This is a genomic window from Streptomyces sp. NPDC001393 (assembly GCF_053597455.1).
Genome location: NZ_JBSFIH010000005.1, coordinates 126,615 through 152,633, shown reverse-complemented (window position 1 = coordinate 152,633; position 26,019 = coordinate 126,615). Strand labels below are relative to the sequence as shown.

The window sequence follows — 26,019 nt, the reverse complement described above, 5'->3', positions numbered from 1 at the left end:
TAAGCTTCCGGCGCGTCGGGCAGTCTGTGGACCTGCCCCTGGAGACAGGAGCGCAGGCCCGGCCGGGGGCCGGGCCGCGCACGCCGCGCTTGCGTGGCGACTTGGAACCGGTAGAGAAAGTTGTGACTCAGTCGGTCGCGTAGGGGAGGCCTACCCGTCCCGGCGGGTCGTCCAAGCGGCCCGCGATGCCCTGCGCGGCCGGGCTCACCCGCGCCGTGACCGAGGAGGAGATCAGCAAGAACGTGGCCTCTCTCTGGTCAAGGTGCCCAAGCCTCGGCGCCGCCGGATCAAGCCCCGGTCCGTGGTGGAAGCCGGGCGCTTCCTCGCCGATTCCCTCGCCCGCGAAGATCCGCTCTTCGCGGCCTGGGTCCTGGTCCTCTGCCTCGGTCTGCGGCGCGGTGAGGTGCTCGGCCTGACCTGGAAGTCGATCGACTTCGAGACCGGTGAGCTGTACGTGGATCACCAGATCCAGCGCGCGGGCCGTCAGATCCTCCACCGGGAGACCAAGACGGAGGAGTCAGACGACTTCCTTCCGCTCCCCGAGTTCTGCCTGCGGGCGCTCCGGATGCGGCGTGCCCAGCAGACCGGGGACCGGAAGGCGGCCGGTGAGCTGTGGCAGGACACACGCGGGCTGATCTTCACCACGAAGTACGGCACCCCGATCGAGCCGGGCAACCTCACCCGCATGTTCGCTGTGCGAGCCCGGCGCGCCGGCCTCCGGGTGATCCCGCTCCGGAACACGCGGCACACGTGCAGCTCTCTCCTCGTCGCCCTGAAGGTGCACCCGAAGGTGGCGCAGCGGATCCTGCGGCACTCGCAGATCGCCATGACGATGGAGGTGTATGCCGAAGCCAGCGAGGAGGAAGTGCGGGCCACGCTCGGGAAGCTGTCCGACGCCATGGGCGGCACCAGCTGATGCCGTTGCTGTACTTCGCTGCTGTACGCCCCTGAAACGCAAGAGGCCCCGGATCACTCCGGGGCCTCTCACCTGTGCGCACTCGGCAGGATTCGAACCTGCAACCTTCTGATCCGTAGTCAGATGCTCTATCCGTTAAGCTACGAGTGCTTGTTCTTTTGTTCTTGTCTCCGTTTCGGCCCTTTCGGCCCCGTCCCGGCGACAGGAAGAACATTACATGACTGCCGCCGACATGTGAAATCCGATTGGCGCACCCCTTGTGACCTGCGGAAACGCCCACAGGCGGGTTCAGGGCGACGGAGGGTGGGAACACCGAAGCCCCGGTCCTGGGGACCGGGGCTTCGGGATCGGTGCGGAGGCGGAGGGATTTGAACCCTCGATCGGGTGTTAGCCCGAAACCGCATTAGCAGTGCGGCGCCATAGACCGGACTAGGCGACGCCTCCAGCACAACCGCTCACGCGAGCGCGCGAGTGGTGCGTGCAGATGATGACACAGCCGAGCGGCCTGTCACCAATCGCCCCCCACGGTACTAGGCAGTCGGGTCGCAGGGCAAAGGGCTTCTGTCCGGCGCGGCGCGGACGGAACGGCGGACGAAAACGACGGACGCAACGTCCGGGGGGCCGGGGCGTTGGGCAGGGCATGGTTTTCCTTCTTCAGGGGGGTCGGACGGGTCAGGTGGGCGCCGTCCCTCGGCGGTGGCGTGTGCATGGCGGTGGTGGGTCCGTCCTCGCCGACGTGCCCGCCCTGGTCGCCGTATCCACCCTGGTCGCCCTCTCCGCCGTACCCTCCGTCGCCGCGTCCTCCGTGCCGCCGCCCGTGCGGCCCGAGGACCGGCCCGCTGATCACCTCACCGTCGTCGTGCGGCATGCCGGGTCCGGGTGGGACGGGACGTACGAGCTGTTCTGTCATCCGGCCGGCGGGAGTCATCCGGACGCGGCGGAGGCCTGCCGGGCGCTGGACGAGCACACGCGGTGGGGGCGGGACCGCTTCGCTCCCGTGGCGCCCGGCACCGTCTGCACCATGCTCTACGGCGGACCGGCCACCGCCCACGTGACCGGCACCTGGGCCGGGCGCAGCGTCGATGCCGCGTACGACCGCAGCGACGGATGCGAGATCGGGCGGTGGGACCGGATGGTGCCGCTGCTGCCGAAGCTGGGCGAGGCGACGTGATCCCGTCAGCCCGCCGGTTCCTGTCCGGTCCGCCGGTTCCTACCGGGTCCGCCGTCCGTATCCCGTCAGCCTGCCGGTCCGGCCGTCAGCTCACCAGCCCGTTCGCCGGCCCGCCAACCCGTTCGCCGACCGTCTGGTACGTCAGCTGGTACGTCAGCACGTCAGCCTGCCCCGCCCCTCGCCGATCGGCCCGGCGCCCGGCTCGCAGCCCCCTCCCCGGGAAAACCACGGTCCGGTAAAGGTCCCGCGAAGGTCTCGGGGAGTCGGCGGGCGTGGTCGGTGTGTGGTGGCCGGTTCGGTGTCACTTCGTCGTGGGACCTCCCTCTCATCCGGCGTCGCGGGCGCAACGTGTGCGCTTAGACTCCCTCGCGTGACACGTCGCGGGCCGGTTGGCAAGATGGCCCGAGCGGTCGGCAAGGTGCGGTAACAGGGAGGAAGGCGTCTCGTGAGCAGCAGGCCATCCCGAGGCGCTGCTCGCCTCGCAGCCATACTCGACGCGCTGCCGGACGCGTTGGTCCTGGTCAACGCCAACGGAACCGTCGTCAACGCCAACACCATCGCGCTCGAGACATTCGAGGCGCCCGGTACGGCACTCGTGGGGCGTGGGCTGCTCGATCTGCTGCCCGAGTTCGACTCGCGGCTGATCCCCGGGTCGATGCGGCGGCCCGATCACATGGACCCGCGGGGGCGCACCAAGCCCGCGCGGATGGTCGCGCGGCGGACCGACGGGTCCGAGTTCCCCGTCGAGGTCACGAGCGCGAACCTGGAGAACGGGCAGCAGGCGTACGACGGTTACGGATACACCGGTGACGAGCTGCTGATGATCGTCGTCCGGGACCTGTCCGGGACCGTCGACACCGAGGCGGAGCTGGCTCGCTCGCAGCGGCAGACCGAGATGATCCTGCGGGCCGCCGCCGAGGGTGTCGTGGGCACCGACACCGACGGGCGGATCGTGCTCGTCAACCCGTCCGCCGCTCAGATACTGGGTTACCGGGCCGGGGAACTCGGCGGCAAGGAGCTGCACGCCCTCGTGCTGCACTCGCGCGCCGACGGCTCGCCGTTCCCGTACGAGGAGTCGCCGCTCGCCGACACCCTGCGCTCCGGGCGCAAGCACCGGGTGCGCGGGCAGGTGCTGTGGTCCAAGGGGGGCGAGCAGGTCGCCGTCGATCTGACCACCGCGCCCGTGCGTGACGGGGACCAGCTCGTCGGCGCGGTGATGACCTTCACCGACCGGCGGCCGTACGACGCCCTCGCCGAGGAGAAGTCCGCACTGGAGAAGGCGCACGCGGAGGAGGTCGAACGGCTCTCCGAGGAGCACGCCTCCGATCTGACCGCGCTGCGCCAGCAGCACGTCACCGAGGTCGAGGAGCTGCGGGAGAAGCACGCCGAGGAGCTGGCGGCCGGCGAAGAGAGGTACGCCGCGCTCGCCGAGCGGGAGAAGGACCGGTACGAGGCCCTCGCCGGGCGGCACGAGCAGTTGCTGACCCTGCTCGGGCAGTCGCTGCGCGGGCCGCTGGAGGAACTGCGGCGCGAGCTGGCGGCCCTGGCCGCCGACGACGCCGGGCAGCTGTGGCCCGAGGCCAACCAGGTGCTCCATCACCTTTCCGCCGGGTACTCGCGGATCACCACGCTCATCGACAACGTGCTCGGGTACCAGCGGCTGGACGCGGGCGCCGAGGACATCACCCGTACGAAGGTGCTGCTCGACGCCGTGGTCGCCGCCGGTGTGGACGGGGCCGTCGAGCTGATCGGACCGGGGCGGGTGCAGTTCGCGGTGCACGCGCCGCCCATCGAGGCCGAGGTCGACCCGCAGCGGCTCGCCACGGCGCTGGCTCACCTGGTGGCGGATGTCGCCGGTGTCGACGCGACCGGCAACTCGCCCGTCTCCGCGGGCGGTTACCTGGACAACACCGTCGTGGTCGCGGCCGCGCAGCGCGGTGAGGTAGCGCGGATCGAGGTGCGCGGGCCGTACGTCGGGGGTGACCCGGTGCACGAGCCGATCGTGCGCGGGATCGTACGGGCCCACGGCGGCGTGCTGCAGACGCACGAGGTGCCGGGCATGAGCGGCAGCGCCTATGTGCTGGAGGTGCCGCTCGGTGGCGGTGCCGGGGCGGTCGACGGGACCGTCGCGGGGCAGGTGTCCGCCGGTGCGCTTCCGGCCATCGCGCCGGACGCGGGCGGGCAGGGCTCCGGCACGGGTACGGGTACGGGTACGGACACAGGCACCGGCACCGGTGAGGTGGCCGTGGCCGAGGCCGGTGCCGCCGAGCAGGCCGCCGGTGGCGGACGGCGGCGGGCCCGGCGGTCCTCCACCGACGCCTTCCTGGAGAGTGACGTTTCCGGCGCCGGCCAGGCCGTCCAGACCGGTGAGTCCGACGCGCCCGCGCCGACCGGGCGCCGCCGCAGGCGGGCCGCCGTGCCCGCCGACGAGACCGGCGCGGTCCCGGCCGAGGGCGCGGAGGCCGCGTCCGGGGGGACCGGCCGCCGCCGTGGCCGGTCCGCCGAGGGCGCCGCAGGCGATGCGGGCGACGGCGCGGGTGTGAGCGAGGGCGCGGTGGTGACCGCGGCCGAGCATGCCGCGGGGACCGCCGCCTCCGGTACGGGACTCGGTTCCGCCGTGCCGCCGCAGGGCGTGCCCGCGCCCACGGGCCGGCGCGCCCGCCCCTCGTCCGGCGCCCCGCAGGCCGCGCTGCCGGCCGCGCCCGCGCTGCCGGCGGCGGGCGTCGCGGGCAGCGAGCCGACGCCGGGTGCCGAGGCCGTTCCTGCCGGGGCCATTCCTGCCGAGGACGGGCAGCCGACCGGGCGGCGACGGCGTGCGCTGGCCGCGGCGGCGGAACGTGCCGCCGCCCAGGAGGCGGGCGGCGCGCGTACGGTCTTCGCCCTGCCGCCGGCCGAGGCCGACCGCTCCCCGCAGTCCCCGGACTCGGCGGGCGGAGTGGGTACGACTCCGGCGGCGGCCGGTGGCGTTCCGGGTACCGGTGTGCCGGTGGGCCCGGGTACGGCTGTGCCGGTGGGCCCGGGTACGGCTGTGCCCGTCGGTCCGGGTGCGGGTGCCGTTCCGGGTGGCGCCGCGGGGCAGCCGCAGGGCGCCGGTCCGCTTCCCATTCCGCCTCAGGGCTCCGGCCCGGTGCAGGTGCCCGCTCAGCCGCCGCCGTCCGCCGCGGGGGTACCGGGTGCCGACGGCCGGCACGACGCCGTACCGCTCGACCAGTCCGGGGACCACACCCCGCCGCAGCCGCATCCGACCAGCGCACCGACCGGCCGACGCCGACGCGCCGTGGCCCCGCCGGCGGACCCCGCTCAGCCGGCCACCGCCCAGGGCGCCCAAGGGCAGACGGCTCCCGCTCAGGGTGTGCCGGTCGCTCCCGGGCAGGCCGGGCCACACCCGGCAGGGACGCCGACTCCCGGTGCGGGCACGCCCGTTCCCGGCGTTCCGGCGCAGGGTACGGCCGGGCACGGCATCCCCGTCCAGGCCGGTACCGCGGCGACGCCTGCGCAGACGCCCGCCGGGGCGCCCGGCGCCCCGGCCCCCGTCCCCGCGCCCGGTCAGCAGGTGCCCGGTCAGCAGGCGTCCGTACCGCAGGCGTCCGTACCGCAGATCGCCGCGCCCGCGCAGCAGCAGTCCGCCGCGACCGCGACGCCGCCCGGTGGTACCCCGAGCGCCCCGCCGTTGCCCGCGCAGGCCGGTGCGGGACCGGTGCCGACGGCCGTTCCGGCGCCCGGCGTGCCCCAGCAGTGGCCTGGTGCCGCCTCCGACGACACCTCCGGCGCGGGCAAGCCCGTACCGCAGACCGGCACGCCGGCCCCCGGCACGCCGCTCCCCGCGGGCCAGGCCGGGGTACAGGCGCCGCGGGCCGCGCAACCGTTGCCCGCCGAGGGTGCCGCTCTCGACCCGAACTCGACACAGGGACGGGCGATCAGCGTCCGCACGCTCGGGCAGGGCGTGCCGTTCTCGCGGCAGGCCGCCCAGGTGCAGCAGCCGACGGCGACCCCGCCGCCGCACGCGCCGGGCGGTTCCGGCCGCCGGCGCAAGCTGGGCACGCCTCGCGACCCGGCCCAGCGTGAGGAGCAGCAGCCGGAGCAGGCGGCTGCACAGCCGGCCGCGGCGCATCCGTCCCCGGCCGGGCAGTCCCGGCTCGCCCCGGGCACCACCGAGGGCGCCGGACGGTCGTACGCCATAGGCGCGCCGGACGCCGACGCCGCCGAAGGTCCCGAGCCGCTGGACGGCCCGGGCGGTGCCATCGAGGTCGCGGACACCCCGCGCCCGCAGCCGCTCGACGACGAGCTGCCGCCGGAGCCGCTGGACAACCCGCGCCGGCTGCTGGTGTGGCCCGCGCCGGACGCGACGACCCAGCAGGCGCTGAGCGACCGCGGCTACCGGCCGGTGATCGTGCACTCCCGTGAGGAGGTCGACGCGCAGATCGCGGCGTTCCCAGCCGCGCTGTTCGTGGATCCGCTGACCGGGCCCATCACGCGTACCGCCCTGCAGTCGCTGCGGCAGGCCGCCGTCGCGGCCGAGGTGCCGGTGCTCGTCACGGCCGGGCTCGGGCAGGCGACGCGCGAGGCGGCGTACGGCGCCGATCCCGCCGTTCTGCTGAAGGCGCTGGCGCCGCGGGACAGCGAGCAGCATCCGCCGCGGGTGCTGCTCATCGAGGAGCACGCGGAGATCGCGCTGGCGCTGACCGCGACGCTGGAGCGGCGCGGGATGCAGGTGGCGCGGGCCGCGAGCGACAACGACGCGGTGACGCTGGCGGGGCAGTTCCGGCCGAACCTCGTGGTGATGGACCTGATGCAGGTGCAGCGGCGGCAGGCCGGGGTCACCGGGATCATCGACTGGCTGCGCGCCAACGGGCAGCTCAACCGCACCCCGCTGGTCGTGTACACCGCCGCCGTCGACCAGGCCGACCTGCCCCGGCTGGCCTCGGGCGAGACGGTCCTGTTCCTCGCGGAGCGGTCGACCAGCACCGAGGTGCAGAGCCGGATCGTGGACCTGCTGGCCCGGATCGGCACGAATTAGACGTCGTCTTAGTACGACGACACGACGAACAGCCCCTGGCACGCGCCCGGGGCTGCTCCGTCGTCCGATGGCGTCAGCCGGTCCTGGTGACGTCAGTCCGTCCTGGTGACGTCAGCCGATCCAGGTGGCGTCAACCGATCGAGGTGACGTCAGCCGATCCTGGTGACGTCCAGCTCCCCGTCCGCGTACCGCCTGCGCAGTACCTTCTTGTCGAACTTGCCCACGCTCGTCTTCGGCACCGACTCGACGATCGTCCAGCGCTCGGGCAACTGCCATTTGGCGATGCGGCCCTCCTCGGCGAGGAAGGAGCGCAGGGTGTCGAAGTCGGCGGTGGCGCCCTCCTTCAGGACGACCGTGGCCAGCGGGCGTTCGCCCCACTTCTCGTCGGGTACGGCCACCACCGCGGCCTCGGCGACGTCCGGGTGGGACATCAGCGCGTTCTCCAGTTCCACCGAGGAGATCCACTCGCCGCCGGACTTGATGACGTCCTTGGCGCGGTCGGTGAGGGTGAGATAGCCGTCGGGGGAGATGGTGCCGACGTCGCCCGTCTTGAGCCAGCCGTCCTCGCTGAACTTGTCGGCGGGGTGCAGGGGTTCGGCGTCGGGGCCGTTGTAGTAGGCGCCCGCGATCCACGGGCCGCGCACCTCCAGCTCGCCCGCCGACTCGCCGTCCCAGGGGAGGCGTTCGCCGTCGGGGCCGGTCAGCCGGGCCTCGACGCCGGCCGGGAAGCGGCCCTGGGTGAGGCGGTAGGCGAACTCCTCGTCCGTACCGGCCGCGTGGGCCGGGGGACGGGCGACCGTGCCGAGCGGCGAGGTCTCCGTCATGCCCCAGGCGTGGCAGACGCGCATGCCGAGCCGGTCGAAGGCGGCCATGAGGGAGGGCGGACAGGCGGAGCCGCCGATGGTGACCTGGGTCAGGGAGGAGACGTCGCGGGGCTTGTTGTTCAGCTCGGCGAGCAGGCCCTGCCAGATGGTCGGGACGGCCGCGGCATGGGTCGGCTTCTCGCGTTCGATCATCTCGGCGAGCGGCGCCGGCTGCAGGAAGCGGCCCGGCATCAGCATGTTGACGCCGGTCATGAAGGTGGCATGCGGCAGACCCCAGGCGTTGACGTGGAACTGGGGGACCACGACCAGCGAGGTGTCCTGGTCGGTCAGGCCCATCGACTGGGTCATGTTGACCTGCATGGAGTGCAGGTAGATCGAACGATGGCTGTAGACCACGCCCTTGGGGTCGCCGGTCGTGCCGGAGGTGTAGCACATCGCGGCGGCCTGGCGCTCGTCGATCTCGGGCCAGTCGTACCTGGTCGGCCGGTCGGCGATCAGTTCCTCGTACTCGTGGATCCGGGCGTGCGCGCCCTGGAGCGGGGAACGGTCACCGGGGCCGGACACGACGACGTGCTCCACCGTCGGCAGCTTGGGCAGCAACGGCGCGAGCAGCGGGATCAGGGAGCCGTTGACGATGATGACCTTGTCGGCCGCGTGGTTGACGATCCACACCAGCTGCTCTGCGGGCAGCCGCAGGTTGAGCGTGTGCAGCACCGCGCCCATGGACGGGATCGCGAAGTACGCCTCGACGTGCTCGGCGTTGTTCCACATCAGGGTGGCCACCCGGTCGTCGCCGCGGACGCCGAGTTCATCACGCAGGGCGTTCGCCAGCTGCACCGCGCGCACGCCGGTCTCGGCGAAACTGCGCCGCTGCGGCTCGGCCTCCCCGGTCCAGGTGATGATCTGGGAGCGCCCGTGCACCCGTGTCCCGTGCACGAGGATGCGGGTGACGGTCAGCGGTACGTCCTGCATGGTGCTCAGCACGGAGTCCTCCCGGGGCGGCATTGCCTACGCGGTGGTAGAGGTTGCGCTGATTCTGCTCACATACCGCGCGGTATGTCACTAGGGGATGAGTCACCCGGGAGGAAAAACCGGCGAGCCGGCCGGGGCCCAGGTCCTGTCATCGCGGGGCAGGCGGGAATTTGACGACAGGGCCTAGCGCACCAGGCCCAGCTCGGGGTCCTCGCGCAGCTTGGCCAGCGCGCGCGACACGGCCGACTTCACCGTGCCCACCGACACCCCGAGGACCTCGGCGGTCTGGGCCTCGCTGAGGTCCTCGTAGTAGCGCAGGACGACCATCGCGCGCTGCCGGGCCGGCAGTTTCATGATCGCCCGCCACATCGCGTCGTGCAGTGCCTGCCGCTCGGCCGGGTCGTCGTCGCCCGGCACGGGCTCCGGCTCGGGCAGCTCGTCGCAGGTGAACTCGTCCACCCTGCGCTTGCGCCACTGCGAGGTCCGGGTGTTCAACAGCGCCCGGCGCACATAGCCGTCGAGCGCCCGCTGGTCCTCGATCCGCTCCCAGGCCACGTAGGTCTTGGCGAGCGCGGTCTGCAACAGGTCCTCGGCGTCGCTCGGGTTCGCGGTGAGCGAGCGCGCGGTGCGCAGCAGGACCGGCTGGCGAGCCCGCACATACGACGCGAACGTCGGATATGTCGGAGCCTCCCCGCCCGGCCGGAGCCGGGAGTTGGGGACGGTCTGCCGCCTTGGTGCGGCGGCGGCCGAGGCGCTGGTGCAGACGGGTGTGGTCATGGCTCCACGCTAGGAGCGGACTCCCCGGGATCGGATCGCCCCCAGGTCCTGAAGCGGCGTCCCCCTCAGGTTGTAGGGGTGGGGCAGGCTCCACCTCCTGAAGGTGGACGGCGACTCCACCCGGTCTGCGGGTACGACCCTGACTCCACCCCGGTCGGTCCCGGTTCCGCCCGCTGGTCCGACCCCGAGTCCGGGGCGGGCCCGGCGCCTCTCACGGACACCGGGGGGCGGGGAGGCGGCCCGTCGGCCGGCCGTGAACCGCGAGCCGTACCGTCCGCCGTGAGCCGTGGGGCATCCGCCGTGGGTCGTTGGGCGTCCGCCGTGGGGCGTGGGGCGTTGGGCGTCCGCCGTGGGCCGTAAGCGGTCCGCCGTGGGCCGTAAGCGGTCCGCCGTGGGGCATCCGCCGTGGGCCGTGGGCCGTCAACCGTCGGCCCTGGCTCGTCCGCCGTGAGCCGTAAGCCGTCCGCCATGGGGTATCCGCCGTGGGCTGTCAGTCATCCGCCGCCAGGACCAGCCCCGAGGTCGGCACCCCGGTGCCGGCCGTCACCAGGGTCCGGGCCGCGCCCGGTATCTGGTTCACCGCCGTGCCCCGCAGCTGGCGCACCGCCTCCGCTATGCCGTTCATCCCGTGCAGATAGGCCTCCCCGAGCTGGCCCCCGTGTGTGTTGAGCGGCAGCCGCTCCTCGGCCACGAAGTCCGCCGCCTCCCCCTTCCCGCAGAACCCGAACTCCTCCAGCTGCATCAGCACGAACGGGGTGAAATGGTCGTACAGGATCCCCACATCGATGTCGGCGGGCGCCAGACCGGAGGTGCGCCACAGCCGGCGGGCCACCACGCCCATCTCCGGCAGGCCGGTCAGATCGTCCCGGTAGAAGCTGGTCATCTGCTCCTGCGCCCGGCCGGCGCCCTGGGCGGCCGCCGCGATCACAGCCGGCGGATGCGGCAGGTCCCGGGCCCGCTCCACCGAGGTGACGACGATCGCCTGCCCGCCGTCGGTCTCCTGGCAGCAGTCCAGCAGGCGCAGCGGCTCCACGACCCAGCGGGACGCCGCGTGTTCGGCGAGCGTGATCGGGCGGCCGTGGAAGTACGCCGCCGGGTTCGTCGCCGCGTACTTGCGGTCCACCACGGCCACATGCCCGAACACCTCCGGCTTCAGCCCGTACGTGTGCAGGTACCGCTGGGCCGCCATCGCCACCCAGGAGGCCGGGGTGAGCAGTCCGAACGGCAGCACCCAGCCGAGCGCCACGCCCTCCGCCGACGGCTCCCGGTGCTGCACGCCGGCGCCGAACCTCCGGCCCGAGCGTTCGTTGAACGCCCGGTAGCAGACCACGACCTCCGCCATGCCCGTCGCCACCGCGAGCGCCCCCTGGAGCACGGTCGCGCAGGCCGCACCGCCGCCGTAGTGCACCCGGGAGAAGAAGGACAGCTCGCCCATCCCACATGCCTGGGCCACCGTGATCTCCGGGTTGGTGTCCATCGTGAAGGTCACCATCCCGTCCACGTCCGCCGGCGCCAGCCCCGCGTCGTCCAGCGCGGCCCGCACCGCCTCCACGGCCAGCCGCAGTTCGCTGCGCCCGGAGTCCTTGGAGAACTCGGTGGCCCCGATCCCGGCGATCGCGGCGCGCCCGGCCAGGGTGTCGCGCGCCGGGGCACTCATGAGCGGGCCTCCGCGTCCGGGGCCGTGGCGGGGGCCTCCGGGACCGTGACCGTCACCGTGCCCGTCACATGTCTGCCGAGGGCGTTGGCGCCGACGACCCGTACGGTGGCGGTGTCGCCGTCGACCGTCTCGATCGTGCCCGTCAACACCATCGTGTCCCCTGGGTAGTTGGGTGCCCCGAGCCTGATGGCGACCTTGCGGAGGATCGCCGTCGGGCCGAAGTGGTCCGTGATGTATCTGCCGACCAGGCCGTTCGTCGTCAGGATGTTCATGAAGACGTCGGGTGAGCCCTTCTGCCTGGCCGACTCGGCGTCGTGGTGCACGTCCTGGTAGTCCCGCGACGCGATCGCCCCCGCCACGATCAGCGTCCGCGTGACCGGGATCTCCAGCGGGGGCAGCGCGGCGCCCGCCGTGAGTGCCGTCGTCGGTGCCGTCTTCATGCCTCACTCCCCACGCGCGATCAACTCCCTTGGGTCTCCCAGCACACTTCGGGCCCGCCCGAGCCCGGACAGGCGTCCAGCTGCCGACCGGTGTGCGCGATCCCCTGCCCCCGCCCGGGCGTGACGTCCATGTCAGGCCTCGCCCTCGCCCTGGCCCTCGACGACCCGGAAGACGGGTAGGACCAGCGCGCCCTCCGCGTCCTCGTAGGTCCGGAACTCCACCTGGACGGGCAACCCGATGCGCACCTTGTCGTACGGCACCCCGGTCACACAGCTCACCATCCGTACGCCCTCGGCGAGTTCGACGAGGCCGACCGCGTAGGGAGGGTCGAACGCCGGGAAGGGCGGGTGGTGCATCACCACGTACGAGTAGACCGTCCCCTCGCCGCTCGACTCGACCGTGTCCCAGTCCGGGCAGCCGCACGTGTTGCAGCCCGGCAGCCAGGGGTGGCGCAGGGTGCCGCAGTCCGTGCAGCGCTGGATGAGGAGCCTGTGCTCGGCCACGCCCTGCCAGAAGCCCGCGTTGTCCCGGCCCACCACCGGGCGGGGGCGCGGGGCCGGGAGTCTCCGGCGGGCCGGGGCGTACTTGAGGATGCGGAAGCGGTGGGTGCCCACGAGGTCGCCGTCGACCCGGACGTCCGTGCGGGTCGTGACGAAGTACCCGGTGCCCAGCTTGGTCTTCTTGCGGCCGGAGACCGACTCGATCAGCGAGTCGAACGTGACCCGGTCGCCCGGGCGCAGGGGCCGTAGGTACTCCTGCTCGCAGTCGGTGGCCACCACGGCCGTACAGCCCGAGGCATCGAGGAGGGACAGCAGGTCGTCGTAGGCACCCGTACGGCCCTCGTGTCCGGACAGGCCGCCCATCGTCCACGCCTGGAGCATGGTGGGCGGGGCGATGGCGTCCGGGCCGGAGTAGGCCGGGTTGGTGTCGCCCATGGCCTCGCACCAGTGCCGGATCATCGGCGCGTTCACCGGGTCCTTGCCCGCCCCGGCGACGGCGGCCGGCCGCCCCTCGTACGCCTTGAGCCGCGCGCCCACCTCGTCCGTCTCCCCACTCACCGCCGCCCGCTCGTCCGTCTCCCCACTCACCGCCGCCCGCTCGTCCATCTCCCCACTCACCGCCGCCCTCGCATCCGTCCCCATGCTCACCGCCGCCCCCTCGTCATCCCGAGCCGCCTCGTCGCGACGATCTCCTCACACATGCGATACGTCGCGACAGTCGATTCCGTTCCCGCCGATTCCCCGCCGATTCCCCGCCGATTCCCCGCCGATTCCCCGCCGCCGGCCTCGCCGGGAGCCGTTCGACCGGCCCCCACGCCTACCCTCGAACACCGGCTGAACAGGCGGTTTGCGGGTAGTCGGACATGCGCCCCGGCCGCCCGGAGACGCCCCCACGGCTCATCGATCCGGCGCCCCGGATTCACTGGATCGGGTGTACGGACGGCGGCGAGCGCGACCCGCTCGCGGTCGACTCGGCCAGTGATCGGCGACCAGCCGTCGCACTCGACCGGCCGGCCGATGCCCAGCCGGCCTTCGGCACCGATGCGGCGCAACCACGCGCGGAAGCCGGCCGGTTCGCCGTACTGCGGCGGCACGGCCCTGAATCGGGCGCGGAGTTCGGCGTGCAGGCGCTGCTGCCGCTTCGTGGGGGCGAGGTGCACGGCGGGGGCCCTCCCGGCCTCGCGTACCTGACAGGACAGTTTCTGACTGTCCGTCAGATACCGGCTGGGTGTCAAGCTCCCCGGCGCAGGACCGGGCGCGGGAACACGCCTGCGCGGCGGCACCGAAGCACCGCCGCGCAGACGCCTTACGACCCTGAAGCACACCCCACGAGGACCCTCACCGAGAGGGGCCCCGCCCCCGGGTCACCACAGCTCGGTGAAGTGGACGGCGACGTTCTCGTTCCCCTGCTGGATCGCCGTCCACGCGGAGCCGTTGACCTGGGCGGCGTTGCTCTGGTTCGAGGCACCGTTGCCGACCGCGTTCTGCTGCGTGGTGGACGAGTTTCCGTTGTTGTTGTGGCCGACTCCGCTGCCGATGATGCCCGCCACACCGGTGTTGGCGCTCGATCCGTTGTCCGCGAGGGAGCCGTTGTCGGCGGCCGCGACGCCACCGAAGAGGGCGGCTGCGAGCGGAAGTGCTGCGACGGCGGCGAGTACGCGGGCGGTACGGATGCTTGCCATGTTGTTCCTCCAGAACCGAGAACTCTGCGGCACTAGGGCCGGACGTACATGAAGTACGGCTTGCGTCAGGGCAGTTGGCCGACCGCTCTGACCGTGGACGACGTCGCGAGATCAGAGTTGCCCACCGAATCCCCGGCGAACCACCCCGGAAGACCCGATTCGCACGCAAGCGTTATGACAAGTCGATAAACCCCCATCGCCACCTTTTGCACCTTCACCGCCCAGAAGGGACGAGTCTGCGTTTCTCCCCACCAAGCCGCGCAAGGGGTGAATCGTTCCGCCAGACATCCGGCCAATTTCCCCGCTCCGGCGCGTCACCACCCGCCGCACCTTCCTTTTTTCGAACGTACGTACGAACATAGAAGCATGGCCTACACCGACCGGCAGGCCACGACGCTGGCCCTCGCACATGCCCTGTCAGCCGCCGAACGCGGCCTGGCCGTCATCCCCCTGTCCCGGACGAAGCTCCCGGCCCTGCGCTCACCCCACCGCGACGACCCCGACCCGGCCGGGCCCCGCTGCCACGGCCAGTGCGGCCGCTTCGGCCACGGCGTGTACGACGCCTCGGCCGACCCCGTCCGCATCCGCGAGCTGTTCGCCGCCGCGCCCTGGGCCACCGGCTACGGCATCGCCTGCGGACTGCCGCCGTACCACCTGATCGGCGTCGACCTGGACACCAAGTCCGGTACGAGCTCCTCGACCGCGCTGCGCGAACTGGCCCTGCGCCATCTGTTCACCATTCCGGAGACGGTCGTCGTCCGCACCCCGAGTGGCGGGCGCCACCTGTGGCTCACCGGCCCGCCGGACGTCGTCGTACCGAACTCCGCCGGGCGCCTGGCCCCCGGCATCGACATCCGCGGCGCCGGCGGCTACCTCGTGGGCCCCGGCTCCCGCACCGACCACGGCGTGTACACGACCACGCCCGGCACCGCCCACCTCGCCCCCGCCCCCTGCCCGCCGTCCCTGCTGCGCCTGCTCGTGCCGCCGCCCCGGCCCTCGCATCCGCATCCGAACCCTCCGGTCCCCGCCGACCACGGCCGCGGCCTGGTCCAGTTCGTCCTCTCCGCGCACGAGGGCCAGCGCAACACCCGCCTCTTCTGGGCTGCCTGCCGTGCCTACGAGAACGGCATCGGCCCCGCTCTGGCCGACCCCCTGACCGAGGCCGCACTGGGCACCGGCCTGTCCGAACGCGAGGCCCGCGCGACGATCGCCTCGGCGGCGCGGATGACGGGGCATCGCCCCTGACAGCGAGGAGGCCGACGGAGCACGTGAAAGGGGCGCCCCCTCAGGGGGCGCCCCTTTCCGGCATCCGCGGTGGGTGTGGGATTTTAACCCACGGTGACTCGCGCCACGACGGTTTTTAAGACCTTTCGGCGATCACGGCCCTACGCCGCGCGAGCCTCGAAGATCATGGCCCCAACGTCGTGCTTTACCAGGCAGGTCCACAGACTGCCCGACGCGCCGGAAGCTTACGGGCCGTGATCACTCGCGCCAAAGCAGCTCCAGCCCAAAATCGCTCCACCGACCTCACTTCACGACTACCGCGCCGTGTCAAGTCACGATTCTCAGTGACATGACAGGAGAGCCGCTCGTGATCGGACTATAGGTGAACAACGCCATCCACGATCGGATGCCTAAAGGATCTTATCCATTCTCGCTTCAGCATCGAAGACGATGTCATGGCTGGCGGAAAGAAAGGGCCTGAAGCTACCAGCTCGGGCTTTACGACCCTCATTACTGCTTGCAGGGATCCATCCAATAAGGAGAACAAAAATTACCATGAACGACTCTCGCTTGCGAGACAGCTTCCTGCTGGAGGAAAAGGCACGCCGGGCGCACGACCGGGCCATGCGTCGAAAGCACCAGCACCGGGCCGAAGCTCGCCGTGCCCGAGAACGGATCGAGTCCGTGTTGAGCGGCCGGATCGATGAAGAGGCAGCCGCCAAGTGCCGCGTCGAGGTGGCGGAAGAACTCCAACGGCGTGCCGCTGCGTGGCTTGCCGCACCCGAGCTCAAGGCGGAACCGGTCGTACCCCGGATCACGGTCGAGTCGAATGCCACCGTGAAGTCGGGTTCATACGACTCAGTGAACCATATCGGTGGGGCTTCGGCGGCCGCCGATGACGGTACCTTCAGCCTCAACGTGCAGTCCATCGGCCAGGAATCCGACCATGCATGGATCTCGATCGGCTCCTGGTTCACCGCGACAGAGGACAATCCCCAGCAGCGGTTCGCCGCCGATGTCGCTTTCAACATCGACTGGTGGGACAGCGCTGAGGGCTACGTCGCCCACAACGACTTCACGACGTCTCTAAACGTTTGGAAGATCGATTTCAGTGCCCCTCCCCCTTTCATCGTCACAGTGCTCAACACTCAAGTCCAGCCGACCTGGAGTGACGGCGTGGGCTGGCTCGAGAGCCATGGCCAGGAACAGTTCGGGGTCACGGTCTCTCCGGAGGGATTCTTCTCTGCGGAAGCCGGCGTCTCGTACATGTGCTCAGTAGACGCGGATGCGCTCGTCGACTCCGACGGCGGAATTTTCGGCTTCGGCGCCTCGACCATCCATGTCGGTGGGTGTGTCAAGGATCTGGTGTTCGGGGACACATGACAGCCATGCCTCAACTGTCCTTCATCACCGCCCAACGGCAGCGGCCGCTGGGCGGTGATGAACAGGGATGCCTGTAAGTACAGCAGCGAAGTACAGCAACCACAGCAACTTCGCTCGGGCATCGCCCGAGTCATCGGCAATAGTTCAGAGCGGACTTAGTTCGACGCGATTCAGTGTCAGGCGAGCTGTCATCTCATCCCTAGTCAGCGACTTGAAGACACCAATCGCTGAAGACAGAAGAGCGATAATAGCGCCCATGCTAGCCAATGCTGTGGTCGCGTTCGGAAAGAGCTCCGATGAAATCTGCCGCCATCGACGGCGCAAGACGAGAGCTTTCAATTTCTGCCACTGATGTTGCTTTATGTGGCAGCCGCGCAGAACCCCTCGACCATTGTTGCGGCACTGCTCTACATCTCCGCGATTAAGCGCGCCGCACGGCACAGGCGCCTGAAAAAGGAACCAAATGAAGCTGAGTGCAGATAAGACGGTGATGCCAATGGGGCCTATGCCGGAAGTCAGCCATCCAGTAATAGCGATGATGAATGCGATGAGGCCCCAGTAGCGCCAGAGGTCATTCTTCTTCTTCGCCATGCAGGCGGATCGTAGTGGGACCCGATGAAGTCGATCACGGGCGCACGGACGGCGCACAGTGTCACGGCAGGCTCGGATAGCGTAGCTGAGGACGGTGGGGTGCAGCGAGGCACACGCGCGCCTGATCGGTCGGCGCACCCACCGTCGTGGCTGACTGTCGTCGGCTGAGGCTCAGCCCCCGAGTCTGAGCTTCCGCCCAGGGTTCTCCGGAGCGAACGGGTCGTGCCATGCGCGTGCCAGATTCCTGCGGAGAACTACGGGGAACAGCGGGGACTGGCCGCGGGTACGGCCAGGGACGCAACACCGCCCCGCCGCAGGTCAGCACAGAAACTGCCGCTAGAAAACCCAAGCTTCCCAAGCTCAGAGCTTCGTCAGGATGCCCGGCGCGGCTGTCGCTCCTCGTCGTTCAAAGCGTTGCTGATCTCCCGAAGGCGCCCCGCGGACAGGGCGAAGGCATTGCGAGGGTTTCGGTAGGAGTACCCACCGTCGTTGATCCAGACGCCGTTTGCCAACCGCCAGTGGACAGGCTCCCATTGGCCCTGGTTCTCCAGGAGCATCCCTGCTACTTCGGCGGGCTCTTCGATCAACGTGAGAGCGGCCAGCGCGGCAGTGAGGGGAACCGCCGCGTCGTCGGGGAGCCGCGCATCGCCAAGGGTCGGAAAGAGCAGCAGGAGGCGAGCATCAGTATCACCAACACCGTCTTGTGCCGGCTGTCGAGCGACGGACAGCAGTTCCGGCCAGGCCGTGCCGGGCCCCATGAAATGGCCGTCGTCGACTGCGAGGGTTTCCGCTGCCGACCAAGCCGGGTGACGTATCAGGTAGTCCACCCCTCGGTCCCCGTCGAGGTTGCGGTAGACGACGTAGATGGTGTGACCGGAGCGCAGGGGCACGCTGAACACTGGCCACTCGCGGTCGGCGGAGAGCGCGCGGTACAGCTCCATGGCCGCATCCCAGTCGGCACCGAACGCGGCTCGTTGCGCGTCCTCACCGCGCAAACAGCTACCGAGGTGCACCGGCCAGAACAAGGGGTCGTCCAGATACGCGCTCCCCTCGATCAGAGGGCCGCCTTTATATCCCGGGATCTGCAGCACCCGAGGATCATGGCACGAGACGCGGGCGCTCCTGCCTCTGCGCCTTCGACGGGATGCGCATACGGCACCGCACCACAAGCGCACCAGAACGAGCGGGGAACAGCGGGGAACGACGGTGAAAGCAACCTGGCCCGACGAGGCTGCATCACAGCCGTTCCAGGTCAGTCCCCAAACCGGCCTCGAATGCTCGCAGCTTCCCAAGCTGAGGTACCAGAGCTACCGTCCCGAGATCCCCTGGGCGGAGACGCCGACGGCGATGAACACGCCAACAACCAGGAACCCCCAGGCCACTACCTTCTGCATGACCCGGTTGACGCGGTCGTTGAAGTCGCGCCGCTGCCCTCTACGGCCCTCGGACAGGCGCCGCAACCACGAGGGCACACTCGCCTCAGCCCGTCGGCGGTGCCAGGTCGCGAACCCTCGATAGTCGAGAACCAGGACCAAACCCACAGCCGCGAAGAACGCCCCCAGAAAAAACAGCGGCAGCAAGCCCCACCCATGGACAGGCGTGCCACGCCCGACCATCACCGCGACCGTGACCGTGAGGCCATCACGTGTCATCACCCGGGGATCATAGATGTGCAAGCCCGCCAGAGTGCATCCTGTTCGTCTGCCTCGTAGCAGGCCCGTGCCCCATCCGTGCCCGATCCTGCGGAAAACCACGGGGAACTACGGAGACGAACGGGCACCGCGCAACGCAACGGCCCCCGACCGTATCGCCTGGTCAGGGGCCGTCAACCTGCGCGGTGGGTGTGGGATTTGAACCCACGGTGACTCGCGCCACGACGGTTTTCAAGACCGTTCCCTTAGGCCGCTCGGGCAACCCACCTCGTCCCCGCCCACCAGGGGCGGAGCGGGTACAGCGTACCGGGATCCACAGTCCGGCGGGCGGTGTGGTCCGTAGCGGGGCCCCGGAGCCGGTGGGGGACCTGGGGCCGGTGGGGCACCCGGGGCCGGTGGGGGACCCGGGGCCGGCTGCATGGTGACAGGTCAGGGGCGGGCGATGCCGACCGCCGAGGGGCGCCCCTCGTCGAGAAGCGCCCCTACGCGTGCGTGCCGGTCGGTCCGGTCAGTTGTCGCCGACTCGGGAACCCAGGGTCAGCTGGACCGTGTGTTCCTGGCCGCCGCGCTTGTAGGTGACCGTGACCTTGTCGCCGGGCTTGTGGGTCCAGATCTCGCCGATCAGGGTCGGACCGCTGTCGATCACCATGTCGTCCAGCTTGGTGATGACGTCACCCGGCTTGAGGCCCGCCTTGTCGGCCGGCCCGCCCGACTCGACCGCGGCGGAGCCGCCCGCGCCCTGGTCGGTGATCTTCGCGCCGCCGGTGGAGTCCTCCAGCGAGACGGAGGCGCCGATCTTGGCGTACACCGGCTTGCCGGTGCCGATCAGCTGCTGGGCGACGTACTTGGCCTGGTTGATCGGGATGGCGAAGCCCAGGCCGATCGAGCCGGACTGGCCGGAACCGAACCCGCCGCTGTTGGTCGACTGGATCGCCGAGTTGATGCCGATGACCGCGCCGGAGGCGTCCAGCAGCGGGCCGCCGGAGTTGCCCGGGTTGATCGACGCGTCGGTCTGCAGCGCGCTCATGTACGACGCCTTGCTGCCGGAGCTGCCGTCGCTGGAGGCCACCGGGCGGTTCTTGGCGCTGATGATGCCGGCGGTCACCGTGTTGGACAGGCCGAAGGGCGCGCCGATGGCGATCGTCTCGTCGCCTACGGCCACCTTGTCGGAGTCGCCCAGGGCCAGCGGATTGAGGTCCGACGGGGGGTTCTTGAGCTTGATGACCGCCACGTCGTAGCCCTGGGCGTGGCCGACGACCTCGGCGTCGTACTTCCTGCCGTTCGGGAACGTGGCCGTCAGCTTGCCGCCGTCGAGCGAATCCGCCACCACGTGGTTGTTGGTGATGATGTGGCCCTGTTTGTCGAAGACGAACCCGGTGCCCGTGCCACCCTGGCCGTTGGTGCTCTCGGATTCGATGGTGACCGTGCTGGGCAGCGCCCTGGCGGCCACGCTGGCGATCGTGCCGGGCGCGCGCTTGACCTGGGTCGCGCCGCTGTCGGAGGCGGAGACGGTGGTGGAGCCGCTGCTGTCGCTGTTCTTGGCCAGGGTGTAGCCGAGGCCGCCGCCCAGGCCGCCCGCGACCAGAGCGGCCACCAGGACCGCGGCGACGAGACCGCCGCGGCCGCTGCGCGGCTTGGGGGCGGGCTGCTGGTACGACGCTCCCCAGCCGCCGGCGCCACCCGCGCCGCCCGCGCCACCCGCGCCGCCCGCGCCGCCCGCTCCGAAGCCGGCGGCACCGGCACCACCGTCGCCGTAGGGCGCGCCGCCGTGGGACGCTCCATCGCCGTAGGGCGCGCCGGCGCCGTGGGCCGCGCTCTCGCCGTACGGCGGGTTGGCCGGCGGCGGAGGTGGCCAGGAACCGTCGGGGGCCGGACCCGAGGGAGCCGGGCCGGATGCGTGCGGGGCGGCGGTGTGCGGGGCGGCGGTGTGCGGGGCGGTGGCGGGCCGGCCGGGCTCGGTTTCGGCCGCGGCCGGAGCGTCCTGGGGGACGGGCGGAAGGGGCGCCGTCGGCTCGTTCCCCCCGGGGGCGGAGCCTTCCGGGGAGGTGGTGGGAGAGGCCACCGGCACAGGAGGTGCTGACGGGGCCTGGGGTACCTCGTTGCCCTCGTTCTCGGTGCTCACAGCTCTTCTCCTCGGTCCACGGCTGTTGTGTTCGGTCGCACTTGCTCACGCTCGGCAGCTGCGCATGGTGCTGTGGTCAGTCTCCACTGTTCCGTTTGTATGCAGTCAGCTTTTCCCACGAGCCGTCAGAGCACCATAAGCGGCGGCTGTGGGTCCGCGCCCAGTCCTTACACAGGGCCTTACCGGCAAAAGTTACATAAACGGGCACCGGGTGCGCCCCGGCCGCCCCGTACGCCTCCGGACGGTGGCACCATGACGCGGTGACCCACGCACGACAGCGCTCCGTCCAGGTCGTCGCCCATCGGGGCGCCTCCGAAGACGCGCCCGAGCACACCCTGGCCGCCTACAAGAAGGCGATCGAGGACGGCGCCGACGCCCTCGAGTGCGACGTACGACTGACCGCCGACGGCCATCTGGTCTGCGTGCACGACCGTCGTGTGAACCGTACCTCCAACGGCCGCGGCGCCGTCTCCGCGCTGGAACTGGCCGATCTCGCCGCGCTCGACTTCGGCTCCTGGAAGACGCGTGAGAGCTGGCGCGGACGGGACGAGGAGCCCGACTGGGAGCACCGGCCGGAGGACCGCAAGGAGACCTCCGTGCTCACTCTGGAGCGACTGCTGGAGCTGGTCGCCGACGCCGGGCGGCGAGTGGAGCTCGCCATCGAGACCAAGCACCCCACGCGCTGGGCCGGCCAGGTCGAGGAGCGGCTGCTGACGCTGCTGAAGCGGTTCGGCCTGGACGCGCCGGCCTCCGCCGCCGAGTCCCAGGTCCGGGTCATGAGTTTCTCGGCGCGCTCGCTGCACCGCGTACGTGCCGCCGCGCCGACGCTGCCGACGGTCTATCTGGTGCAGTTCCTCACCCCTCGGCTGCGCGACGGGCGGCTGCCCGCGGGCGTGCGGATCGCGGGGCCCTCGATCCGCATCGTGCGCAACAACCCCGCCTATGTGGAGCGGCTGCAGCGCGCCGGTCACCAGGTGCATGTGTGGACCGTGAACGAGCCCGAGGACGTCGATCTCTGCGTCGAGCTGGGCATCGACGCCATCATCACCAACCGCCCGCGCGCGGTTCTGCGGCAGCTGGGGCGCATGTGACCTCAAGAGGCCGGTAAGGGCCGCGTCCGTCCCCTTGACCCCGCTGTGCGGCTGCTGAATCCTCCACTCTCGGCCAGACCACTGAAATCCAGCCATACGACGACCAGAAGAAGGGCCTTCGTCACAGGGAGTGCTCCGGCGCGTTCGCTCCGTGCAGGGCCGTTGCGAATGCGTCACCGGAAGAGGATTGGCCGGTTTCCGGTACAGGCCAATGGGGCATCCACACCGTGGCGTGGGGCAAAGGAGGTCTCGGGGGTGGCGTTGGTGGTGGCACAGGAGGTGCCCACGTCGTCGAGCATGGCCGTACCCCATGGCCCTGCGGGCGTGGGGAAGGCGAGACACCGGATGCGTTCGCAGTTGCGCAGCGGTGGCGTGTCCGAATCGGTCATCGACGATGCCGTACTGATCCTTTCCGAACTGCTGAGCAATGCCTGCAAACACGGGCGGCCCCTGGGCAACGCGCTGGCCGGCGACGGTGATGTGCGCGCCGCGTGGCGGGTCGACACGCGGGGCCGGCTCATCGTGGAAGTGACGGACGGCGGCGGTCCGACCCGCCCGGCACCGGCCACCCCGTCGGTGACCGCGCACGGCGGCCGCGGGCTGAACATCATCACGGCCCTCGCCGACGACTGGGGCGTCCGGGACGACGTCCACGGCGAGGTGACGGTCTGGGTGGTGGTCCACGCCGACGTCCACGATCCCGATGCCGGGTGCCGGCGTGACGGTTTCGCTACGCGCGTCACCTCTCCCGCGCTCCCGGACCTGCCGGGCCTGGACTTCGTGGACGCGTTCGACGACCTGGACTGACCGGCGTGGCCGAGGAGTTGGGCCGCCGGGCATGCTCGAGGAGCTCGGGCGAGCCGCGCGGTGAATGACACCGGCCGGCGGACACGGTCGAGCAGCTGGACCCGGGGGGTGGATCCCGGGCCCCGCACCGACGGACGAGAGCCGAGAGCCGGACCAACGGCCGAGGGCCGGGAACCAGGTGACCGTGGGCCCTGGGCGGCAGGGGCTGGGCCGGGGTGCGGGACAGGCCGAAGTTGTCCACAGGTTCACACCGTTGGCGTCGTGCTGGCGTGCGTTGTCCACAGGTTCCCGCCGGTCATGGCCTGAACGGCTAGGCTCCCGCCCGTACGAGAAGAGCCGTAACCGGGAGACACCCACGATGGCCAAGAAGCGACCCCAGACGAAGGCCGAGCGGCCGCAGCTCAGCGATGCAGAGGTCCCGGTTGTCGGCGCCCGCGAGCCCTGCCCCTGCGGCAGCGGCCGGCGCTACAAGGCGTGCCACGGCCGGGCCGCGGCACACGCGGCGACCGAGCTGGTGCACCGCCCGTTCGAGGGGCTGCCCGGCGAGTGCGACTGGGTGGCGCTGCGCGAGCTGGTGCCGGCCGCGACGGTCGAGCTGACCCTCAAGGACGCCCTGCCCGAGGGCGTCCCGTCCGTCACGCTGGCCACGGTGCTGCCGATGGCCTGGCCCGCGCTGCGCCGCGACGACGGCTCGGTCCTGCTCGGCCTGCAGAACGACACCTCGTCAGGCGACCTCAGCCGCGACCTCGCCGACACCCTGCAGCGCGCCCTGACGGCCGAGCCCGGCACCCCGGTCCAGGGCCGCCGCGCCCCGGCCGGCGGCCCGCGGCTGCAGGACGTGCTCGACCTCCAGGCACCGTTCGAGCCGGTCGTGCACAGCGGCTTCGAGTTCTGGGTGCCGGACGCGGAGAACGCCACGCCCGAGGTGACCGCCTCCCTGGAGCGGGCCAACGCGGCCGCGATCCCGACGGCGAGGCTGAGCGGTGTGGACGCCGCCTACTGGTGCGAGACCCCGGAGAAGAACCACCTGCGCTGGGTGATGCCGCATCCGGAGGAGCAGCTTCTGGACGCTCTCGCGCGGCTGCACGCGGCGGGCCGCTCCAACCTGGGCGAGGGCACCCGGCTCGTGGGCTCCTTCCGTGCTCACGGCCTCACCGTGCCGGTCTGGGACCTGCCGAGCGGGGTCACGGCGGACGACGTGGAGAAGCCGGCCGCCGAGTTCGCCGAGCGCCTCGCCGCCGCCCTGGCCGCCACCGAGCCGCTCACCGCGGACGAGCGCCGGGCGCGTGGCGGACTGACCAACCGGCAGGTCACGCTCAGCTGACGCGGCCGCGCGCGCCGGGGCGGCTGAACGGTCGGTAAGGCGCGCGCACCGCTCACGGAAACGGGTGACTCCTGTCACAACTCCCCCTGGGTGACAGGGAAATCGGTGGCCGAATGCCCCGGACGGAATTTGCGAACCGCCGATCTCTTGTTACCGTTCCAGTAGCCCGGTTGCTGGTGCATCCCCCGTCGCCAGCAACCGGGTCTTTCCATGCCCGCGTACGACGCCCACAGCGCCGCGGAACGTCAACTCCCGTTGTTGGTCACGGAGTTGCCGTCACCCTCCGCGGTGTTGCTGGTCGAGCGCAGCAGCAGCGCCCCGTCGGCCCCGCGCGCGGCGAACTCGGTGACGGCCGTGTAGGCGTCCATGCCGCCCCGGCTGCGCTCGCGGGGTGTCTCGCAGGTGGCGGGCTCGTCGTCGCCGCCCGTCACACAGTGCGTCTGCACACTGCGGCCGCCCGGACCCATCAGGCTGAGCACGGCATCCAGCGACTTGCCGGTGGAGTTGCGGTAGTAGGTGCGGGCCCAGGTGTCGGTGCCCTGAGCCAGGACACAGGTCTGCGCCTCGATGCCGTCGGGGGAGGTGAGCTGGAGGCCACACCGCGCGGCGGTGGCCAGGCCGAGCCCGAGCAGCCGGGTGGACCCATCGAGCGAGGGCAGCTTGTCGTCCCCCCACCCGGATCCCTCGACCCCTCGCCCGGATCCCCCGTCCCCCGACCCGGATCCCTCCTCGCCCCGCCCGGAGCCCCCGGCGGAGGCGTGCCCCGAAGCGCTCCCCACGGCGCGCCCCGAAGCGCCCTCACGCCCAGGGAGCCGTAGGGCGTCCCGCGCCTTCCCGGCCATCGCGCGGCGGGCCGCCTCGCCCACCTGCCCGGCGGACGCCACGGCGAGCGGCAGCACGACCGCGGCCACCACGACACCGATCAACGCGAGCAGCCGTACCTTCCCGGAGTCCGGCACGCGCACCCATCTCGGCCAGGCCCTCGACCGTCGTTCCGCCCCCCGCGCAGATCGGCGGCCGTGCCGCCCAGAAGGCCCCCCGGAGAACCGAGGGCCATGTCCCCCAGACATATGCAGCATGTGCGGAAGATAACGAGCCGGCAGGGCTCGCGGCCCCGCCCGCGCCGGACACCCCTACAACTCGGGCGCGCTCACACCCGTACGAGTGAGGGCGTCGATCACGGCGTCCACCACGGCCTCCACGTCGGGCACCCAGGGCGAGGCCGAGCCGGGCAGCGGCGCGCGCTCCCAGCGGACGGCGCCCTGGCCGGTCTCGGACGGGGGCAGGGCGAGGTAGCCGCCCTCGCCGTGGAAGCGCAGGGAGCCGGGGACGAAGTCCTTGGCGTAGAGCAGTTCGCCCAACTGCTCCATGGAGTACGGCTTCACCAGCAGCGCCCAGCGGGTCGGGGCGGCGATCACCGGGCCGAGGCGCATGCCCCGCCGGTCGAGCAGGGCGAGGGCGCGGGAGGCGGCGAGCGCCGGCAGGCTGACCGCGCAGGGCGCCTTGCCCCCGGTGGCCAGGACGATCGGCGCGCTCGGCCGGTTGGTCCACCACCAGCGCACCATGCGGGCGTCGGTCGTGGCGGCGAGCAGGCCGGGATCGAAGGGGTGCGCACCGGGCACCGTGCACTCCGGGTCGGGGCAGGCGCAGCGGGCCCGCCCCTGCGGGTCCGGGGCCACGCCCGGGAGTACCGGCCACTGCCATTCGGTCGCGAAGGTCAGGGCCGCGCCGATCAGCTCAGGCCTCTCGTCGTTCCGCCTGGGCCTCCCGTCGTTCCGCCTGGACAGGAGCCTGCGTCGCCTTCCGAGGATCTCGCGCATGAGCGCTCGTTCCTTTCCGTTGCACCGCTGGCAACACCGTGGTCCACA

Annotated in this window: 19 protein-coding genes, 3 tRNA genes and 1 pseudogene; 8 read left to right on the top strand and 15 right to left on the bottom strand. The window is 71.4% G+C overall.

The genetic code is table 11. The features are described 5' to 3' along the window. Positions 1-130 precede the first annotated feature (130 nt). Positions 131-916 (top strand): annotated as a pseudogene (locus tag ACWC2T_RS08915) (site-specific integrase); the annotation flags it as partial. Positions 917-993: 77 nt separating this feature from the next. Here the strand turns inward: ACWC2T_RS08915 and ACWC2T_RS08910 are convergent. Both ACWC2T_RS08910 and ACWC2T_RS08905 read right to left on the bottom strand, forming a co-directional pair. Next, positions 994-1,066: transfer RNA gene (locus ACWC2T_RS08910), tRNA-Arg, on the bottom strand. Between the two features lie 203 nt (positions 1,067-1,269). Further along, a tRNA-Ser gene (locus tag ACWC2T_RS08905) sits at positions 1,270-1,360 on the bottom strand. A gap of 301 nt (positions 1,361-1,661) precedes the next feature. On the opposite strand from ACWC2T_RS08905, the gene ACWC2T_RS08900 reads away from it, so the two are divergent. Further along, complete coding sequence (locus ACWC2T_RS08900) at positions 1,662-2,087, top strand: SSI family serine proteinase inhibitor (RefSeq protein WP_450669802.1); 426 nt, start codon at positions 1,662-1,664, stop codon at positions 2,085-2,087. 445 nt (positions 2,088-2,532) lie between these two features. Next, entirely contained in the window at positions 2,533-7,104 is a 4,572-nt protein-coding gene (locus ACWC2T_RS08895; RefSeq protein ID WP_450669716.1) for a PAS domain-containing protein, read from the top strand. A gap of 149 nt (positions 7,105-7,253) precedes the next feature. Here ACWC2T_RS08895 and ACWC2T_RS08890 read toward each other — a convergent pair whose 3' ends face one another. From ACWC2T_RS08890 to ACWC2T_RS08865, 6 genes are all read right to left on the bottom strand, one after another. Next, positions 7,254-8,933: a long-chain fatty acid--CoA ligase gene (locus ACWC2T_RS08890; RefSeq protein ID WP_450669715.1), complete on the bottom strand. Its 1,680-nt coding sequence runs from the start codon at positions 8,931-8,933 to the stop codon at positions 7,254-7,256. Between the two features lie 150 nt (positions 8,934-9,083). Then, positions 9,084-9,677 carry a SigE family RNA polymerase sigma factor gene (locus ACWC2T_RS08885; protein ID WP_450669714.1) on the bottom strand — a complete coding sequence of 198 codons (594 nt, stop codon included), beginning with the start codon at positions 9,675-9,677 and terminating at the stop codon, positions 9,084-9,086. A gap of 490 nt (positions 9,678-10,167) precedes the next feature. Beyond that, positions 10,168-11,334 (bottom strand): lipid-transfer protein, encoded by a 1,167-nt coding sequence (locus ACWC2T_RS08880; RefSeq protein WP_450669713.1) that lies wholly within the window; start codon positions 11,332-11,334, stop codon positions 10,168-10,170. Then, positions 11,331-11,774 (bottom strand): acyl dehydratase, encoded by a 444-nt coding sequence (locus ACWC2T_RS08875; RefSeq protein ID WP_450669712.1) that lies wholly within the window; start codon positions 11,772-11,774, stop codon positions 11,331-11,333. The genes ACWC2T_RS08880 and ACWC2T_RS08875 overlap by 4 nt, the downstream gene beginning before the upstream one ends. Positions 11,775-11,906: 132 nt before the next feature. Continuing rightward, a complete protein-coding gene (locus ACWC2T_RS08870) occupies positions 11,907-12,917 on the bottom strand; it encodes a bifunctional MaoC family dehydratase N-terminal/OB-fold nucleic acid binding domain-containing protein (protein WP_450669801.1) in 1,011 nt (336 codons plus the stop codon). A gap of 722 nt (positions 12,918-13,639) precedes the next feature. Continuing rightward, positions 13,640-13,957, bottom strand: coding sequence for a hypothetical protein (locus ACWC2T_RS08865; RefSeq protein ID WP_450669711.1), 318 nt, complete (start codon positions 13,955-13,957; stop codon positions 13,640-13,642). Positions 13,958-14,323: 366 nt separating this feature from the next. Here ACWC2T_RS08865 and ACWC2T_RS08860 point away from each other — a divergent pair, with 366 nt between their 5' ends. Together ACWC2T_RS08860 and ACWC2T_RS08855 are read left to right on the top strand one after the other, a co-directional pair. After that, on the top strand, positions 14,324-15,202 hold the full coding sequence (locus ACWC2T_RS08860) for a bifunctional DNA primase/polymerase (protein ID WP_450669710.1): 879 nt from the start codon (positions 14,324-14,326) through the stop codon (positions 15,200-15,202). 534 nt (positions 15,203-15,736) lie between these two features. Then, positions 15,737-16,564 carry a hypothetical protein gene (locus tag ACWC2T_RS08855; protein WP_450669709.1) on the top strand — a complete coding sequence of 276 codons (828 nt, stop codon included), beginning with the start codon at positions 15,737-15,739 and terminating at the stop codon, positions 16,562-16,564. 144 nt (positions 16,565-16,708) lie between these two features. Here the strand turns inward: ACWC2T_RS08855 and ACWC2T_RS08850 are convergent, their stop codons facing one another. The 5 genes from ACWC2T_RS08850 to ACWC2T_RS08830 form a co-directional block, all read right to left on the bottom strand. Continuing rightward, positions 16,709-17,155, bottom strand: coding sequence for a hypothetical protein (locus ACWC2T_RS08850; RefSeq protein WP_450669708.1), 447 nt, complete (start codon positions 17,153-17,155; stop codon positions 16,709-16,711). Positions 17,156-17,526: 371 nt separating this feature from the next. Continuing rightward, on the bottom strand, positions 17,527-18,246 hold the full coding sequence (locus ACWC2T_RS08845; RefSeq protein ID WP_450669707.1) for a hypothetical protein: 720 nt from the start codon (positions 18,244-18,246) through the stop codon (positions 17,527-17,529). A 216-nt stretch (positions 18,247-18,462) separates the two neighbouring features. Next, on the bottom strand, positions 18,463-18,831 hold the full coding sequence (locus ACWC2T_RS08840) for a hypothetical protein (protein ID WP_450669706.1): 369 nt from the start codon (positions 18,829-18,831) through the stop codon (positions 18,463-18,465). Between the two features lie 159 nt (positions 18,832-18,990). Next, positions 18,991-19,075, bottom strand: a tRNA-Ser gene (locus ACWC2T_RS08835). A gap of 240 nt (positions 19,076-19,315) precedes the next feature. Continuing rightward, complete coding sequence (locus ACWC2T_RS08830) at positions 19,316-20,929, bottom strand: trypsin-like peptidase domain-containing protein (protein ID WP_450669705.1); 1,614 nt, start codon at positions 20,927-20,929, stop codon at positions 19,316-19,318. A gap of 260 nt (positions 20,930-21,189) precedes the next feature. Between ACWC2T_RS08830 and ACWC2T_RS08825 the strand changes: the two genes are divergently transcribed. From ACWC2T_RS08825 to ACWC2T_RS08815, 3 genes are all read left to right on the top strand, one after another. Continuing rightward, positions 21,190-22,020, top strand: a complete 831-nt coding sequence (locus ACWC2T_RS08825; protein WP_450669704.1) for a glycerophosphodiester phosphodiesterase — start codon at positions 21,190-21,192, stop codon at positions 22,018-22,020. Between the two features lie 168 nt (positions 22,021-22,188). Then, positions 22,189-22,827, top strand: a complete 639-nt coding sequence (locus tag ACWC2T_RS08820; protein WP_450669800.1) for an ATP-binding protein — start codon at positions 22,189-22,191, stop codon at positions 22,825-22,827. Positions 22,828-23,185: 358 nt separating this feature from the next. Next, positions 23,186-24,151 carry a DUF5926 family protein gene (locus ACWC2T_RS08815; RefSeq protein WP_450669703.1) on the top strand — a complete coding sequence of 322 codons (966 nt, stop codon included), beginning with the start codon at positions 23,186-23,188 and terminating at the stop codon, positions 24,149-24,151. A gap of 245 nt (positions 24,152-24,396) precedes the next feature. On the opposite strand, the gene ACWC2T_RS08810 is transcribed toward ACWC2T_RS08815, so the two are convergent. Further along, entirely contained in the window at positions 24,397-25,110 is a 714-nt protein-coding gene (locus ACWC2T_RS08810) for a hypothetical protein (protein ID WP_450669702.1), read from the bottom strand. Between the two features lie 174 nt (positions 25,111-25,284). Continuing rightward, positions 25,285-25,971, bottom strand: coding sequence for a bifunctional DNA primase/polymerase (locus ACWC2T_RS08805; protein ID WP_450669701.1), 687 nt, complete (start codon positions 25,969-25,971; stop codon positions 25,285-25,287). Positions 25,972-26,019: the final 48 nt, after the last annotated feature.